Raw genomic sequence first — 16,312 nt, 5'->3', positions numbered from 1 at the left:
ACAAGGCATGACGGAACTGGACAGCGTCGATCGCGCGATCCTGGAGATTCTTCAGATCAACGGCCGGCTGACCAACGCGGAGGTGGCATCCCGGATCAACCTGTCGCCGCCAGCCTGCTGGAAGCGGCTGAAGCGCCTGGAAGAAGAGGTCATCGTTGGCTATCACGCCACCTTGAACCAGGAGGCCCTGGGGCTTGGCCTTTTCGCCTTCATCAACATCACACTGGACTCCCACTCGGAGGAGGCGATGCTGAAGTTCGAACAGGGCATCCAGAAGCTGCCGAATGTCGTGGCCTGCCACACCGTCTCGGGACGCTACGACTACCTGTTGCAGGTCGTCGTGAAGGACATGGCGGCCTTCCACGAACTCGCCCTGCATCGCATCCGCACCCTGGGCAACGTCAAGGAGATGTACACCGGTTTCTCGCTCAAGGAGATCAAGCGCTCGACCTGCCTGCCCATATAGCCTCTGTCTGCAACGACAGCATCCCTACCGGAGAATTCGATGAGCCTTTCCCCGTTCCATCTGGCGATTCCCGTTTACGACCTCCCCGCCGCCCGAGCCTTCTACGGCGAGGTGTTCGGCCTGGAAGAAGGCCGCTCCAGCACCCAGTGGGTGGACTTCAATTTCTTCGGCCACCAGTTGGTGATCCACGAACACCCCAAGACCTCTTCGCAGGAAAGCGTGCATAGCAACCCGGTCGACGGCCATGACGTACCGGTACCGCATTTTGGCGTTGTACTGGAGTGGGACCAGTGGGAAGCCCTGGCCGAGCGCCTGCGATCCTTCGATATCAAGTTCGTGATCGAGCCCTATATCCGCTTCAAGGGCCAGGTCGGCGAGCAGGCCACCATGTTCCTCTTCGACCCCTGCGGCAACGCCCTGGAATTCAAGGCGTTCAAGGACATCGGCCAGCTGTTCGCCAAATAGGCCGCATCACCGATGGCATCGAAGCTTCGTAGATGGCGTGCTGTCCATTCGCGATGAAACGCAACCGTGGCCGTCAACCGGCAAGCTCACTTTTCTCCCAATAGGCCTTCAGGCACTCGATGAACACCTTCACCTTGCGCGTGTTGCGCCGGTGGGTGAGGTAGAGCACGTAGACCATCGGGCCGAAGCCGCTGGGCTCGCGCCAGTATTCGGGCATGACTTCCACCAACTCGCCGCGCTGCAGATAGGGGGCGGCGCTCCACTGCGGGATAAACTGCAGTCCCTGGCCGTCCAGCAGGCAGGCGAGGAGGAAGTCGTAGTTGTCACTGGACACGCGCGGCACCGGCTGGTTGAGGCGGATGCGCTGGTCGCCCCGGGTCACCCACCAGAAATGCCGGTTGAGCAGCGGATGGCGGAGGGTCAGCCAGTCGTGCTGCAGGTAGTTTTCCAGGGTCACTTCCCCTCCCCGGCGCGCCAGGTATTCCGGGGTCGCGCAGAGGGTGATGCGGTTCTCCACCAGCGGCTGGGCGATCACCCCGGGCAGGTCCGTCGGGCCGTCACGCAGGGCCAGGTCGTAGCCGCCGTCCACCAGGTCGACATAGGTGTCGGAGAGGTCGACATCCAGATGCACATGGGGATGCTCGCGGAGGAAGCGGCAGCACACGGCGTTGAGGAAGGCCGGGGCGAAGGACGGTGGCGCGGTGATGCGCAGGCTTCCGCGCAGTTCGTGCTGCAGTTGCTCGACGCCCTCGCTGGCCAGTTGCAGTTGCATCAGCGCCTGGCGGGCGCCTTCCAGGTAGATGTGACCCGCCTCGGTGAGCGACATCCGACGGGTGGTGCGCTCGAACAGCTTGGCGCCGAGCCCCTCTTCCAACTGGGCCACGGCCTTGGTCAGCGACGACGGCGTAGTGCCGAGCTGCTCGGCGGCGCGGCTGAAATTGCCCTGTTCGGCGGCGGCCACGAACATGCCCAGCGCGGTCAATCGGTCCATTTTTATTTCCGCTTCAGAAAAGAAGTTATGCCGGGCCCAGCGTTATTCCCGGCGCCACGACTGGGTAGTCTTCGCCGCAGACCAACAAGAATCAAGGCCAACACCCATGAAGCCGATTGCATCCCTGGCGCTCTCTGTCGCCCTCGCCTTTTCTTCCACGGAAACTATGGCAGCTGTCGATCTCATCCTGCACAACGCCAAGGTCTACACCGCCGAGCCGGGCCAGCCGCTGCAACAGGCGGTCGCCATCGAGAACGGCAAGATCCTGACTGTGGGCGCCGACGCCGAGGTGCTTCCCCTCAAGCAGGCGGATACGCAAGTGCTGGACCTCGGCGGCAAGGTGCTGATGCCGGGCTTCATCGACTCCCATGCCCACGTGATCAAGGGCGGCCTGCAGATGCGCCAGGCCAGCCTCAATGGCGAAGAGGTTCCGCTGGATGAGCTGGAGCAGCGCCTGCGCCAATGGCGTGAAGACGGCAAGGCCAGGCGCGGCGAGTTCCTGGTGGTGGGCGGCCTGCCCACAAGCTACTGGGACCGGCTCGACGCCTTCGAGGAGCGCTTCAACAAGGGCGAATGGGCCGATACGCCGATCCTCCTGGCAGGCTGGGACTACCACACCGGCTGGGCCAACTGCGCCATGCTCAAGCGCGCTGGCATCGACGCCGCCAAGGTGAAATCCCTCAAGGGCGAAGCACTGGCCACCATCGGCCACCACGCGGACGGCCAGCCCAATGGCTTCCTCGTCGACGCCGGCCTCTACGCCGTCCAGGAACTGATTCCCCTGCCCTCCCAGGAAGAGCTGCTGGCCGGCGGCCGCGACGCCCTGCACTACTACAACAGCCTGGGGCTGACCGCCTGGATGGACCCGCTGGCCAACGAGATTCCCGGTGGCCCGATCGACAACAGCTCCGTCGGCGTGCTGCCCACCTACAAATCCCTGGCCGAATCCGGCGAGCTGACCGCCCATGTCGCCGCCCTGCTGATGGCCGACTCCAAGGCTACCCCTGCGGACCTCGATGAGCTGGACAAGGTGCGCCAGCAATTCCAGGGCGTGCCCAACCTTACCCTGCCCGGCATCAAGGTGTTCGCCGACGGCGTGGCGGAGCACCCGGCGCAAAGCGCGGCCATGCTGGAGCCCTATAAGAACTCCGACAAGAGCGGTGAGCTGCTCTTCGACCCGGCCCAGTTCGGCGAACTGGTCAACGCGGCCGACGCCCGTGGCTGGCTGGTGCATGTGCACGCGATCGGCGACCGCGCGGTGCGCGAATCCCTCAACGGCATCGAGCAGGCCCGCAAGGCGCGCAACAGCGGCATCCCCCATTCCATCACCCACCTGCAGATGGTCAACCCGAAGGAGTTCGCCCGCTTCAAGCCGCTGGATGTGATCGCCTCCATGCAGCTCTACTGGGCCAGTGCCGACGAGCTGAGCGTGGATCTGGTCAAGCCCTACGTCAGCGCCATGGCCTTCCAGTACCAGTACCCGGCCCGCTCGCTGCTGAAGAACGGCGCCAGCATCGCCGGCGCCAGCGACTGGCCGATCACCACCCCGGAACCCTGGAAGGCCATCTACCAGGCCGTTAGCCGCAAGGGGCCGAAAGGCGTGCTCAACGCCGCCGAGGAAATCGACCGGGAAACCATGTTCCAGGCCTACACCCTGAATGCGGCACGAGCCATTCGCCTGGACGACCGCATCGGCTCCATCGCCCCCGGCAAACAGGCCGACCTGATCCTGCTGGACCGCGACGTGTTCCAGGTCGAGCCCGAGGCCCTGCGCGACACCCAGGTGCTGAAGACCTGGTTCGCTGGCGGCGATATCTACACCCGCAATCGCTGACCTCTTTGCTTGAAGCCACAGGGCGCCGCTTCGGTGTCCTGCGGCCGCGTCATCCCGAAATACTCCAACGCTGAACAGGTAATATGCCGTGAAACTCCATACCTTCGTCACCGACACCCAGAACCCGCAGCTCCGTGGCCGCCAGATCGGGGAACGGTGGGCGGAGCAGATCCGCCAGACGGTCTCGCTCTACCTCAATTTCTTCACCCAGGTGGACGTGGCCCCTGAGCGGGTGCGCAGCCTGGGCGAGGCCAGCCTGGGCGCCCTGGAGGCCTGGAGCCCGAACCTGGCCCAGGAAGTGGCGGGAATCGCCATCGGTGCGGGGCTGCCCTTCTGGCAGCTGGCGGCACTGAATGCCCGCACGGAAATCCTCGCGGTGATGCCGACCCCGCCGGAGGGCGAGTGCTCCACCGCCGTGTTCGCGCCGCTGGGCGCCAACGCCCCACGCACCGTGCAGACCTGGGACTGGCACGACTCCCTGGTGCCCCACGGCCTGATGCTGCAGCTGACCGGCGCCGCCGGCCTCGACGTCAAGCTGTTCACCGAGTTCGGCATGCTCGGCAAGATCGGCGTGAACAGCGCCGGCCTCGGCCTGCACTTCAATATCCTCCACCACGCCAGCGACAACGGCAGCGCCGGCGTGCCGGTGCACGCCGTCGCCCGCCGCCTGCTGGAAGAGGCGCGCAGCGTGGACGAAGCCATCGCCCTCGCCCGCTCCGCGCGAGTCAGCGCCTCCACCGTGCTGACCGTGTTCTCCCGCCACGACCGCGCCCCGCGCGCCGCCAGCATCGAACTCTCCCCCCAGGCCACCGCCGTGGTGCTACCGGGCGAAGACGGCTGGATCACCCACACCAACCACTTCCTCGCCCCCGGGCTGGTGCCGGGCGAGCGAACCCTGGATGTCTCCACCACCTACGCGCGCCTGGACCACGTGAACGCCGCGCGTGGCCAGATGACCGGCGCCAGCCTGGCCAGCCGCGCCGAAGCCATGTGCGGCGGCCTGGGGGATGCGGCGCCGATCTGCTTCATCCCCGACCTGGCCCTGCCGCCGACCGAGCGCTGGGAAACCCTGCTCACCATCGGCATCGACACCGAACACTTCGCCCTGGAGTACGCGGCAGCCACTCCCCTGGCCCTCGCGCGCAGCGGCCATGTGCGGTTCTGAAGCCTGAACCCCGGCCGCCGACCCCATAGTCGGCGGCCGCCTGCAGCCCCAACAACGACAAGACGAGCAAAGGCAAATGGCTAACCAACAACAATCGCAATCGGCGCTCCGGACCTTCTTCGTCTCGGGCATGGGCACCGCCCTGGAGTTCTACGACTTCGTCATCTACGGCGTCGCCGCCGCCCTGGTCTTCCCCCAGGTGTTCTTCCCCGACCTGGACCGCCTCACGGCCACCCTGGTGGCGTTCGGTGCCTTCGGTGCCGGCTTCTTCGCCCGCCCCCTGGGCGGCATGGTGTTCGGGCACCTGGGCGACAAGGCCGGGCGGCAGAAGGCCCTGGTGATCACCCTGCTGCTGATGGGCTTTTCCACCCTGGCCATCGGCTGCCTGCCCTCCCACGCGAGCATCGGCGCCGCCGCGCCCGTCCTGCTGGTACTGCTGCGCCTGGTACAGGGTTTCGCGGCTGGCGGTGAATGGGGCGGCGCGGCCCTGTTCGGCATCGAATCGGCTCCACGCGGCAAGCGCGGTCTCTGGGGCAGCTTTACCAGCATGGGCATCGGCATCGGCGGCATCCTCGGCTCGGCGGTGTTCGCCATCGTCAGCGCCGCCTATGACGACAACCTGGCCGACTTCGCCTGGCGCATCCCTTTCTGGCTGGGCGGCGTGCTGGTGCTGATCGGCCTCTACGCACGCCTGTCGAACCCCGCCGGCAAGCCCCTGCAACGCGAGGAAAACGTCCGCATGCCGCTGCTCGCCGCCCTGCGCTCGCGCCCCCGGGAAATGCTGCTGTGCACCGGCATCGCCTTCGGCTACGTGACCATCGCCTACATCGGCAGCACCTTTTTCCTCGCCTACGCCACCCAGGTCGGCTACGGCAGCACCGAGGCCCTGCTGTTCGACGTGTCCCTGTCCATCGCCATCGTCATCAGCGCGCCGCTGTTCGCCGCCCTTTCCGACCGCCTCGGCCGGCGCAAGGTGATGATCCTCGGCTCGGTTCTGATGGCCGCCGGCTTCTTCGTCTTCTTCGCCCTGGTGGGCCGCCACAGCCTGGCCGTCGCCTGCGCCGCCTACGTGGTGGTGGGCGCCCTGATGGGCGCGACCCAGGGCCCGATCCCGGCCTTCCTCGCCGAACAGTTCCCCCGCTCGATGCGCTACTCCGGGATGTCCGCCGCCTACCAGATCGGCGCGGCCTTCGGCGGCGGCACGGCGTCCAGCCTGGCCACGGCCATCCTGATCACCACCGGCAGTCCCTTCGGCGTGGCAGCCTATGGTGCGGCGGCGCTGGCGCTGGTGGCCTTGTGTTCCTTCCTGCTCAAGGAGACCGCGCACCTGGGGATGGAAGCGATCGATGCGGAGCCGGGTGCGGCAGTGGACGCGGGGGTGGTGCAGTCGGTCTAGGACGATCCATATGGGGCGGATGGATGCCCCCTACCGCTCCTCACGACGGCACCCTGCATCACCTGGTCTTCTGGCGATCCAGGACCAGGGTGATGTTGCCATCCACACTGGATGAGACATAAGCATCAAGAGCCGGGAGCCTGTCCGCCGCCCGCTCCAGTAAATATTCCCCCGCGAGCCGAATCCGCTCGCGGGTCGGGTTCGCAAGCTTGACGCTCTCCCTGGCAAAGCCTTCGGCCGCTACCTTTGCGGCAGCTCGCTCGAGTACTCCCTCCAACAGGACCAAGGTTTCTCTATCCATTGTTTTGCCCTGAATGCGAATGTCCTGGATCGCGGTCGGGTTGCCGACATCGATTCCCCACGCCCGGATTGCCTTGAACCCTGAAGACGCTGACGCGACCCATGCAAGGGTCACACCTGAGGGAGGGACGCCGGAAGCTTCGAATGGCAGGACCGCGTCGGCTGGCGAGTTGGCAGTAGTTCGACACGGGTCGATACGATGTTCCATAAGCATGGACAAATGGACTTGGGACCCAATCCTGGCTGAAGCAAGCCCCACCTTCGGGGCCAATCGTGCGTGGTGGGACGCGATGCCCAACAGCCAAGGACTCGCTGGGTACCGCATGCCCCCTACGATCTGCCCCCTTACCTGAACGACGAATTCGCGTTGCCCTGTTCTTGCGCCCCTGTTTCACCCAAACGAAAAGCCCCGCGTTGGCGGGGCTTTTTCGTTCAGGCCGACTCAGGCGCTGCGGCTGCTGCCGCGGCCGGGCTTCTTCTTGGTCTGCAGCAGGTGGGAAAACACCGCGTGCAGGTCATCCGAAGCGCCGCCTTCGTCCAGGTTCAGCTTGTCGTCGATATGGTCCATGTGATGCATCATCAGCATCACTGCACGCTCGGCGTCCCGGGACTCGATGGCATCGATCAGGCGATTGTGCTCGTCGAAGGAACAGTGGGAGCGGCTGCCGCTTTCGTACTGGGCGATGATCAGCGAGGTCTGGGACACCAGGCTGCGCTGGAAGCTCACCAGGGGAGCGTTCTTCGCCGCTTCGGCCAGCTTCAGGTGAAATTCGCCGGACAGGCGGATACCCGCGCCACGATCGCCACGGGAGAAACACGCCTGCTCCTCGTTGACCATCTGCCGCAGTTCCTGCAACTGCTCGGCGGTGGCATGCTCCACGGCCAGTTCGGTGATGGCACGTTCCACCAGGCGGCGGGCGTAGAAGATCTCGCGGGCTTCCTCGACACTGGGACTGGCCACCACGGCGCCACGATTCGGCCGCAGCAATACCACGCCTTCATGGGCGAGGCGCGACAGGGCGCGGCGGATGATGGTACGGCTGACGCCGAAAATCTCGCCCAGGGCCTCTTCGCTCAGTTTGGTGCCGGGCGCCAGGCGCTGTTCGAGAATGGCATCGAAAATATGTGCGTAGACGACGTCGTCCTGCGTGCCGCTGCGGGTGCTTTTGGCGCTGCGCGGCTGCTTCTTCAGTGGCTGCAACTGTTCGTTCATGGGGGCTCGCGTCAGTGGGGTCGGCGGTCTTCCAGGGCCCTTTTTGCCCCTCTCCGCCGGGCTGAGCAGGTCTGTCAGCGAGGGAAATCAGGGAAAAAGCGAGAGATATTGTACACAATCATCCCGCCTTGAACAGATTCGCCGCATGTCAAGCCTATTTCCTGACCAGTTGCACAGGTTTTCCAGAAGGATCCGATTCCGTCATTTCCGAGGAAGCCCGAGAAGACCAATGGCCGTCTTTTCCTACATCTTTTTCTCATAAGCACGGCCGCATCTGCTCCATTCCGACCTTTCCCCCTTCACGCCCACCAGCGCCGCGCAATTCATACAAATTCATAACTTATTGTTTTTTAACAGTTTAGTTAGTTCGTTAGGGTGCAAATTGTCCCGACAAAACCTGCCCGAAAAGTCAGCTTTCGGGGATTGGTTCGTTTTGTCGAACATTGAAAACATTATTTGTTTTTTTTGTATACAAAGGCATAATCGCGCCGTGACTTCCTGACCCTGCGGTCAAGTATTGGTGGAAGTGCACCACTCACGCCATCCGCCTCAGTCAGTCCGGAGCCCGCTCCAGGCTCTGGGTGACCAAAACAAAAGAGATGAGGAGTACCACGCTGTGGAAAGCATCAAACAACAAGAACAAGGAACGTACGCCGCAACACCGCCCGCCAACGGCCTGCTTGAACGTCTCTTCAAGCTCAGCCTTCACGGCACCACCGTGAAGACCGAACTGGCTGCAGGTCTGACGACCTTCATCACCATGGCCTACATCATTTTCGTCAACCCGAACATCATGGCCGATGCCGGGATCGATCATGGCGCGGCCTTCGTTGCCACTTGCCTCGCCGCAGCCTTCGGCTGCCTCCTCATGGGCCTCTACGCCAACTGGCCGGTGGGTCTTGCCCCGGGCATGGGCCTGAACGCCTTCTTCACCTACACCGTGGTCAACACCATGGGCTACAGCTGGCAGATCGCGCTTGGCGCGGTGTTCCTCTCCGGCGTGCTGTTCATGATCCTGACCTTCTCGCGCATCCGCGAATGGCTGCTCAACAGCATCCCCAGCAGTCTGCGCTTCGCCATGGGTGCTGGCGTGGGCCTGTTCCTCGGCCTGATCGGGCTGAAGACCGCCGGCATCGTAGTCGCGCATCCCGCCACCCTGGTGCATATCGGTGACCTGACCTCCCCCGGTCCGCTGCTGGCCGCCATCTGCTTCCTGATGATCGCGGTGCTGGAATACCGTCGCATCTTCGGCGGCATCCTGATCAGCATCCTCACCGTGACCCTGATCGGCGTCGGCTTGGGGATCGTCAAGTTCGGCGGCGTGTTCTCCATGCCGCCGAGCCTGGCCCCGACCTTCATGGCCATGGACATCAGCGGCGCCTTCAACGTGACCATGGTCAGCGTGATCCTGGCCTTCCTCTTCGTGCACATGTTCGACACCGCCGGTACCCTGATGGGCGTGGCCCAGCGTGCCAACCTGGTGCAGGAAGACGGCCGCATCGAGAACCTGTCCAAAGCCATGAAGGCTGACAGCGCCTCCAGCGTGTTCGGTGGCGTGCTCGGCGTACCGCCGGTGACCAGCTACGTGGAAAGCGCCGCCGGTGTTGCCGCCGGTGGCCGTACCGGCCTGACCGCCGTGACCGTGGGCATCCTGTTCATCGCCGCCATGTTCTTCGCCCCGCTGGCAGGCATGATCCCCGCCTACGCCACCGCCGGTGCGCTGATCTACGTCGCCATGCTGATGATGGGCGGCATGGCCCACATCGACTGGAAAGAACACACCGAAACCATCCCGGCCATCGTCACCGTCATCATGATGCCGCTGACCTTCTCGGTCGCCGACGGTATCGCCCTGGGCTTCGTGACCTACGTGGCCATGAAGGCCTTCACCGGCAAGTACAAGGACGTGTCGGTGAGCCTCTATGCCCTTTGCGCCATCTTCGTGGCCAAGTTCATCTTCCTGTAAGCGCCGCTCAGCAACACCGGGCCCTGCCGCACCGCGGCAGGGCCTTTTCATTTGGGGTCGGGGTGGCTTTGGTGTGCTTCGTAGTCATTAGGATGGGTCGGGCGGCGTTCTGCGAGCGGAGCGATGCCTATGCGGACAGGGCTGATGGGTATCGCTCCGCTCCACCCATCCTACAAGCCTGGTTCAACCGCACCGGTGCCACCCTGTTCGGCGGTGCAGGCGCTGCGTCCCTGCTGTCGCGCTGGCGCCCCTTCCCTCTCGCACGACAATCCCTGTCCGTTATCTGGTAACGACGCGCACTTTCGATTTCCGACTGCTGGCCAGCGAACTCGTAAATGCCGCCTAGACTCATCCCTGATCCGCACTTCAGCCCAGCCCCGAGCAGCCCTTGAAGGCTGGCGCAGAGGTCTTGCCTTTCGGATTGCTCCGATCCCTTGCGCATCTCCCCGTGATGCGTTTAAGCCCGGCCGCGTGCCGGGCTTCTTTTTTACGGGGTATCCAACGACGCAGCGCCTGTGCTGACCCACAGACCCTCTGCTGGGCCTCGCAGTCCCGGCGCAACCGGCATGACGGCTCAGCTGGCACCTTCACTTTTCTGCAGGCGAAAAAAAGGCCCGCAGTGTGGACGGGCCGTTAAAGACTCCAGTGAGTCGAGGGTAACGAGAGTCGAGAACTAGCTGCCGCGATAGGTGGAGTAACTGTACGGGGAGATCAGCAGCGGCACGTGGTAGTGGTCCTGCTCGGCGGAAATGCCGAAGCGCAGCACTACTACATCGAGGAAAGCGGGCTCGGGAAGTGCAACACCGCGGGCGCGGTAGTAGTCGCCGGCGTGGAAATGGATCTGGTAGACGCCGGTCTGGTAGTCGGCGCCCTGCAGCAGAGGCGCATCGCAGCGGCCGTCGTCGTTGGTGGTGGTGGTGGCGACCAGCTCCAGGCCCGCGCCTTCCACGCGGTAGAGCTCGATCTTGATGTCACGGCCAGGGCAGCCGTGGGCGGCATCCAGTACATGCGTGGTCAAACGTCCCATTGCTCGCTGGGCGTCCACCGGGCCGTCGAGCGGGCCAGGATCGGAACGCCACACCTCCTCTGCTTGTTCAAATAGGTGCGTGGTCAGGGCCAAGGCCCCGGTACGGTGCGCAGAATAACATGCGCCTGACGAAATGTAAGACATAAACTCAAAAAATTGTACACAATATCCGCCTCGTATCCTGCTGAACCTCGGCCATCCCACGCCCAATGCGGATTTGTACGCATCGGCCAGGGGCCGAGCCTTCCGCCTCCAGGTCCTGACCACATGGACAGCTTCCAGGCTCGATCGGCGGATGACGATTTTGACAAAGTTTTGATTTACAAAACGCAAGACAGTTTGTATACAATCACCCCATCCACGGTCGCGCACCACTTCCCAGGCTGTCGCGGATCGCCCAATAGACAAGAAGGAAGACTGCAGTGAGCGCTGATTACCCACGCGACCTGATCGGTTATGGCAACAACCCCCCGCACCCGCATTGGCCGGGTGAATCCCGCATCGCCCTCTCCTTTGTGCTGAATTACGAAGAAGGCGGCGAGCGCAACGTGCTCCACGGCGACAAGGAATCCGAAGCCTTCCTGTCCGAGATGGTGGCCGCCCAGCCGCTGCAGGGCGTGCGCAACATGAGCATGGAATCCCTCTACGAGTACGGCAGCCGCGCCGGTGTCTGGCGCCTGCTGAACCTGTTCAAGCAACACGACATCCCCCTGACCATCTTCGCCGTCGCCATGGCCGCCCAGCGCCACCCGGACGCGATCCGTGCAATGGTCGAGGCCGGCCATGAGATCTGCAGCCACGGCTACCGCTGGATCGACTACCAGTACATGGACGAGGCCCAGGAGCGCGAGCACATGCTCGAAGCCATCCGCATCCTCACCGAATTGACCGGCGAACGCCCGGTGGGCTGGTACACCGGCCGCACCGGCCCGAACACCCGCCGCCTGGTGATGGAGGAAGGCGGCTTCCTCTACGACTCCGACACCTATGACGACGACCTGCCCTACTGGGACCCGGCCAGTACCGCTGAAAAGCCCCACCTGGTCATCCCCTACACCCTGGACACCAATGACATGCGCTTCACCCAGGTTCAGGGCTTCAACAAGGGCGACGACTTCTTCGAGTACCTGAAGGACGCCTTCGACGTGCTCTACGCCGAAGGCACCGCCGGCGCACCGAAGATGCTGTCCATCGGCATGCACTGCCGCCTGCTGGGCCGTCCGGCCCGCCTCGCCTCCCTGGCGCGCTTCATCGACTACGTGAAAGGCCACGAGAAGGTCTGGTTCGCCCGCCGCGCCGACATCGCCCGCCACTGGCACGCCACCCACCCTTTCAAAGAGCAAGTGAAATGAGCCGCTTCCAGACCCTGACCCCGTCCAGCCTGTCCCGCGAAGCCTTCGTCAAGGCCTTCGCCGACATCTACGAGCACTCCCCCTGGGTGGCCGAGAAGGCTTTCGACCTGGGTCAGGACGACCGCATCGACGAAATCGACGGCCTGCACCAGCGCATGGCCGACCTGTTGCTCAGCGCCAGCCGTGAAGCCCAGTTGGCACTGATCAATGCTCACCCGGACCTGGCCGGCAAGGCAGCCGTCCGTGGCGAGCTGACCGAAGCCAGCACCAGCGAACAGGCTGGCGCCGGCATCCAAGAGTGCACGGCTGAAGAGTTCGCACGCTTCACCGAGCTGAACGACGCCTACAAGGCCAAGTTCGGGTTTCCTTTCATCATGGCGGTGAAAGGCAGCAACCGGCACCAGATCCTGGCGGCCTTCGAGGAGCGCATCCACAACTCCCCCGAAGCCGAGTTCAACCGGGCCCTGACCGAGATCAACAAGATCGCGCTGTTCCGTCTGCAGCAGATGTAAGCCGCAGGCGCACCGCCCCCATGCGGCAGCCGGGCGGGCCACGGCCCGCCCATCGGCTCTCCACCGATCCGGAGAGCCAGGGGAGAGGATGGAATGACCGCCTCCCCCTCCGGCCCCTCCCGAAAGCGGGATGGGAACCAGTAACGAACAAGTAGAACAGCCATGCGCACCCTGAAGATCGAGCCCCTGACCAAAGAAGCCTTCGCCCCCTTCGGCGACGTCATCGAAACCGACGGCAGCGACTACTTCATGATCAACAACGGCTCCACCCGCCGTTACCACAAGCTGGCCACGGTCGAGACCGCGCAGCCGGACGACAAGGCGATCATCAGCATCTTCAGTGCCGAATCCCTCGAGATGCCCCTGCGCATCCGCATGCTTGAACGACATCCGCTGGGCAGCCAGGCCTTCATTCCGCTGCTCGGCAACCCCTTTCTGGTCGTGGTCGCGCCACTTGGCGATGTACCTGTACCGGGCTTGGTCCGTGCCTTCATCTCCAATGGCAGGCAGGGCGTTAATTACCATCGCGGCGTTTGGCACCACCCGGTGCTGACGATCGAAAAGCGGGATGACTTCCTGGTGGTTGATCGCAGCGGTTCTGGCAACAACTGCGATGAGCATTACTTCACCGAGGACGAGCAGCTCCTCCTCGATCCCCACCACTAATAAGAGAAGCCCAACGATCGGCGTGCCGGTCGGCGGGAAAGAGGTTACAACTGTGGAAGCACATCTGACCGAATGGCTGAACCTGGGCATTCGCTGGGTTCACATGATCACCGGCATCGCCTGGATCGGCGCGTCGTTCTATTTCGTCTGGCTCGAGAACAACCTCAATCGTTCCAACCCTCGCGAAGGGTTGTCGGGTGACCTCTGGGCCATCCACGGTGGCGGCATCTACCACCTGGAGAAATACAAGCTCGCCCCGCCGAAAATGCCGGACAACCTGCACTGGTTCAAATGGGAAGCCTATTTCACCTGGTTGTCGGGCGTCGCCCTGCTGACCGTGGTGTTCTACCTGAATCCGAGCCTGTACCTGATCGCCCCCGGCGTGGACATCTCCCCGGCTGCCGCCGTCGCCATCGGCATCGGCTCGCTGGTCGCAGGCTGGTTCATCTACGACTTCCTCTGCGACTCGCCGCTGGGCAAGACCCCCGCCCTGCTCGGCCTGGTGCTGTTCGTGCTGGTGGTCGGCGCCGCCTGGGGCTTCACCCATGTGTTCAGCGGCCGTGGTTCCTACATCCACGTCGGCGCGCTGATCGGCACCATCATGGTCGGCAACGTGTTCCGCATCATCATGCCGGCCCAGCGTGCCCTGGTTAAGGCGATCGAAGAGAACCGCACCCCCGACCCGGTGCTGCCGGCCAAGGGCCTGCTGCGCTCGCGCCACAACAACTACTTCACCCTGCCGGTGCTGTTCATCATGATCAGCAACCACTTCCCGAGCACCTACGGCAGCCAGTACAACTGGCTGATCCTGGCCGGGATCGCGGTGATCGCAGTGCTGGTGCGCCACTACTTCAACACCCGCCACGACAGCAACAAGTTTGCCTGGACCCTGCCGGCCGGCGCCCTGGGCATGATCTGCCTGGCCTTCGTCACCGCGCCGAACTACAAGGCCGCCGAACCGAGCCTTGCCGTGGAACCCGCCCACCAGGAGCAGGCCGCGCCCACCACCAGCGCTGCACCGGCTGGCACCGAGAGCAAGCCCCAGGCTGCCGCACCGGCTGCCGCTCCCGCGCAACCGGCCCAGGCCAGCGCTGCGGGCACCAGCTTCGACAAGGTCCACAGCGTGATCAAGGAACGCTGCGCCGTCTGCCACTCCGCCAAGCCCACCAGCCCGATGTTCACCTCGGCCCCGGGCGGCGTGATGTTCGACACCCCGCAGCAGATCCAGATGCTCGCCCCGAAGATCCAGGCCCAGGCAGTCGCCAGCCAGATCATGCCGCTGGGCAACATCACCCAGATGACCCAGGAAGAGCGTGACCTGATCGGTCGCTGGATCGCCCAGGGAGCGAAGACCAACTGAGCCGTTCCCCAGGGGACTGAAGACCCGGCGCAGTGGTCTTCAGCCCCCGCGCAAGACCACGGCGGGCGGTGACCCCAAGCACCGTCCGCTCTTAAGCCTGCCCCCAGGCGGGCTTTTTTTCTTCCAGGCAGTACCCAGGCCGGGTGCACCCACCCGGCCCGCAACATGAATACCCGGCATACCGCACCCACGAGGTGCGGCGTTGCCAAGCGACTTACAAGAAAAAAATCGCCCGAGGTGTTGCATGACCACTCCGACAGAGCGAGAAATCGCCCTTTCGCCCGCTGACCAGCGCCTGCCCCTGATGCAATTGCTGCTCGTCGGTATCCAGCATGTCCTGCTGATGTACGGTGGTGCTGTTGCCGTACCCCTGATCGTCGGCCAGGCCGCCGGTCTCTCCCGTGAAGAAATCGCCTTCCTGATCAATGCCGACCTGCTGGTCGCCGGCATCGCCACCATCGTGCAGTCCATGGGCATCGGCCCGGTGGGCATCCGCATGCCGGTGATGATGGGCGCCAGCTTCGCCGCCGTCGGCAGCATGGTGGTGATGGCCGGGATGCCCGGCGTCGGCATCCAGGGCATCTTCGGCGCCACCATCGCCGCTGGCGCCTTCGGCCTGCTGCTCGCCCCCTTCATGTCGCGCATCGTGCGCTTCTTCCCGCCCCTGGTGACCGGCACCGTGATCACCTCCATCGGCCTCAGCCTGTTTCCGGTGGCGGTCAACTGGGCCGGCGGTGGCAACCAGGCCACCCAGTTCGGCGCCCTGGAGTACCTCGCCATCGCCGCCCTGGTGCTGGGTACGATCCTGCTGGTAAATCGCTTCCTCAAGGGTTTCTGGGTCAATGTCTCGGTGCTGATCGGCATGGCCCTGGGCTACGCCCTGGCCGGCGCCTGCGGCATGGTCGACCTCAACGGCCTGGACCAGACACCCTGGTTCCAGGTGGTGGAGCCGCTGCATTTCGGGGCGCCGAAGTTCGAGCTGGCCTCGGTGCTGTCGATGTGCCTGGTGGTGGTGATCATCTTCGTCGAGTCCACCGGCATGTTCCTTGCCCTGGGCAAGATCACCGGCCGCGAGATCTGCCCCAACGCCCTGCGCCGCGGCCTGATGTGCGACGCCGGCGCCTCCTTCCTGGCGGGGTTCTTCAACACCTTCACCCATTCGTCCTTCGCCCAGAACATCGGCCTGGTGCAGATGACCGGCGTGCGCAGCCGTTATGTGACGGTGGCGGCAGGCGGCTTCCTGATCGGCCTCAGCCTGATGCCGAAAGCTGCATTCCTGGTCGCCTCCATCCCGCCCGCGGTGCTTGGCGGCGCCGGCATCGCCATGTTCGGCATGGTGGCCGCCACCGGCATCAAGATCCTTCACGAAGCGGACATCACCGACCGGCGCAATCAGCTGCTGGTGGCCGTGAGCATCGGCATGGGCATGGCCCCGGTGGTGCGTCCCGAGCTCTTCGCCCACTTGCCGCACTGGATGGAGCCCATCACCCACAGCGGCATCGCCATGGCCACGGTCAGCGCCCTCACCCTCAACCTGCTGTTCAACATCCTCGGCGAGAAGGAACGCAGCCGGCAGTGCGCTGCCCACTGAACGAATTC

The 16,312-nt window shown here is 64.2% G+C and carries 15 protein-coding genes; 11 read left to right on the top strand and 4 right to left on the bottom strand.

Translation table 11 applies throughout. The annotated features are described in order from the left end of the window. Window positions 1–7 precede the first annotated feature (7 nt). Window positions 8–466 carry an Lrp/AsnC family transcriptional regulator gene (locus ACFW0H_RS11385; RefSeq protein ID WP_377695759.1) on the top strand — a complete coding sequence of 153 codons (459 nt, stop codon included), beginning with the start codon at window positions 8–10 and terminating at the stop codon, window positions 464–466. Window positions 467–505: 39 nt separating this feature from the next. Beyond that, on the top strand, window positions 506–931 hold the full coding sequence (locus ACFW0H_RS11380) for a VOC family protein (protein ID WP_422914008.1): 426 nt from the start codon (window positions 506–508) through the stop codon (window positions 929–931). 73 nt (window positions 932–1,004) lie between these two features. On the opposite strand, the gene ACFW0H_RS11375 is transcribed toward ACFW0H_RS11380, so the two are convergent. Beyond that, complete coding sequence (locus ACFW0H_RS11375) at window positions 1,005–1,922, bottom strand: LysR family transcriptional regulator (RefSeq protein WP_422914007.1); 918 nt, start codon at window positions 1,920–1,922, stop codon at window positions 1,005–1,007. 106 nt (window positions 1,923–2,028) lie between these two features. Here ACFW0H_RS11375 and ACFW0H_RS11370 point away from each other — a divergent pair, with 106 nt between their 5' ends. From ACFW0H_RS11370 to ACFW0H_RS11360, 3 genes are all read left to right on the top strand, one after another. After that, window positions 2,029–3,756, top strand: a complete 1,728-nt coding sequence (locus ACFW0H_RS11370) for an amidohydrolase (protein WP_422914006.1) — start codon at window positions 2,029–2,031, stop codon at window positions 3,754–3,756. Window positions 3,757–3,844: 88 nt separating this feature from the next. Then, window positions 3,845–4,921 carry a C45 family autoproteolytic acyltransferase/hydolase gene (locus ACFW0H_RS11365; RefSeq protein WP_422914005.1) on the top strand — a complete coding sequence of 359 codons (1,077 nt, stop codon included), beginning with the start codon at window positions 3,845–3,847 and terminating at the stop codon, window positions 4,919–4,921. A gap of 76 nt (window positions 4,922–4,997) precedes the next feature. Continuing rightward, the gene (locus tag ACFW0H_RS11360; RefSeq protein WP_422914004.1) at window positions 4,998–6,317 is read left to right on the top strand and encodes an MFS transporter; all 1,320 of its coding nucleotides are present in this window, start codon (window positions 4,998–5,000) and stop codon (window positions 6,315–6,317) included. A gap of 58 nt (window positions 6,318–6,375) precedes the next feature. On the opposite strand, the gene ACFW0H_RS11355 is transcribed toward ACFW0H_RS11360, so the two are convergent. Both ACFW0H_RS11355 and ACFW0H_RS11350 read right to left on the bottom strand, forming a co-directional pair. Then, window positions 6,376–6,825 carry a hypothetical protein gene (locus ACFW0H_RS11355; protein ID WP_422914003.1) on the bottom strand — a complete coding sequence of 150 codons (450 nt, stop codon included), beginning with the start codon at window positions 6,823–6,825 and terminating at the stop codon, window positions 6,376–6,378. A 234-nt stretch (window positions 6,826–7,059) separates the two neighbouring features. Further along, a complete protein-coding gene (locus ACFW0H_RS11350) occupies window positions 7,060–7,830 on the bottom strand; it encodes a GntR family transcriptional regulator (protein WP_422914002.1) in 771 nt (256 codons plus the stop codon). A gap of 616 nt (window positions 7,831–8,446) precedes the next feature. Here ACFW0H_RS11350 and ACFW0H_RS11345 point away from each other — a divergent pair. Then, complete coding sequence (locus ACFW0H_RS11345; RefSeq protein WP_422914001.1) at window positions 8,447–9,796, top strand: NCS2 family permease; 1,350 nt, start codon at window positions 8,447–8,449, stop codon at window positions 9,794–9,796. 673 nt (window positions 9,797–10,469) lie between these two features. On the opposite strand, the gene uraH is transcribed toward ACFW0H_RS11345, so the two are convergent. Further along, window positions 10,470–10,823, bottom strand: a complete 354-nt coding sequence (uraH, locus tag ACFW0H_RS11340; protein WP_422914099.1) for a hydroxyisourate hydrolase — start codon at window positions 10,821–10,823, stop codon at window positions 10,470–10,472. Window positions 10,824–11,245: 422 nt separating this feature from the next. Between uraH and puuE the strand changes: the two genes are divergently transcribed. From puuE to ACFW0H_RS11315, 5 genes are all read left to right on the top strand, one after another. Further along, window positions 11,246–12,175, top strand: coding sequence for an allantoinase PuuE (gene puuE, locus ACFW0H_RS11335; RefSeq protein WP_422914000.1), 930 nt, complete (start codon window positions 11,246–11,248; stop codon window positions 12,173–12,175). Further along, window positions 12,172–12,687: a 2-oxo-4-hydroxy-4-carboxy-5-ureidoimidazoline decarboxylase gene (gene uraD / locus ACFW0H_RS11330; RefSeq protein WP_422913999.1), complete on the top strand. Its 516-nt coding sequence runs from the start codon at window positions 12,172–12,174 to the stop codon at window positions 12,685–12,687. Before puuE ends, uraD begins: the two co-directional genes overlap by 4 nt. A gap of 162 nt (window positions 12,688–12,849) precedes the next feature. Then, entirely contained in the window at window positions 12,850–13,353 is a 504-nt protein-coding gene (locus ACFW0H_RS11325; protein ID WP_422913998.1) for an ureidoglycolate lyase, read from the top strand. Between the two features lie 52 nt (window positions 13,354–13,405). Beyond that, window positions 13,406–14,713, top strand: coding sequence for a urate hydroxylase PuuD (locus tag ACFW0H_RS11320; protein ID WP_422913997.1), 1,308 nt, complete (start codon window positions 13,406–13,408; stop codon window positions 14,711–14,713). A 244-nt stretch (window positions 14,714–14,957) separates the two neighbouring features. Next, window positions 14,958–16,304 carry a nucleobase:cation symporter-2 family protein gene (locus tag ACFW0H_RS11315; protein WP_422913996.1) on the top strand — a complete coding sequence of 449 codons (1,347 nt, stop codon included), beginning with the start codon at window positions 14,958–14,960 and terminating at the stop codon, window positions 16,302–16,304. Window positions 16,305–16,312: the final 8 nt, after the last annotated feature.

Origin of the sequence: Metapseudomonas cellulosilytica (assembly GCF_049334135.1) — a bacterium.
Classification (GTDB): Bacteria; Pseudomonadota; Gammaproteobacteria; order Pseudomonadales; family Pseudomonadaceae; genus Metapseudomonas.
The sequence above is the reverse complement of the archived record's forward strand: the minus strand, read 5'-3'. Positions and strand labels throughout refer to the sequence as shown.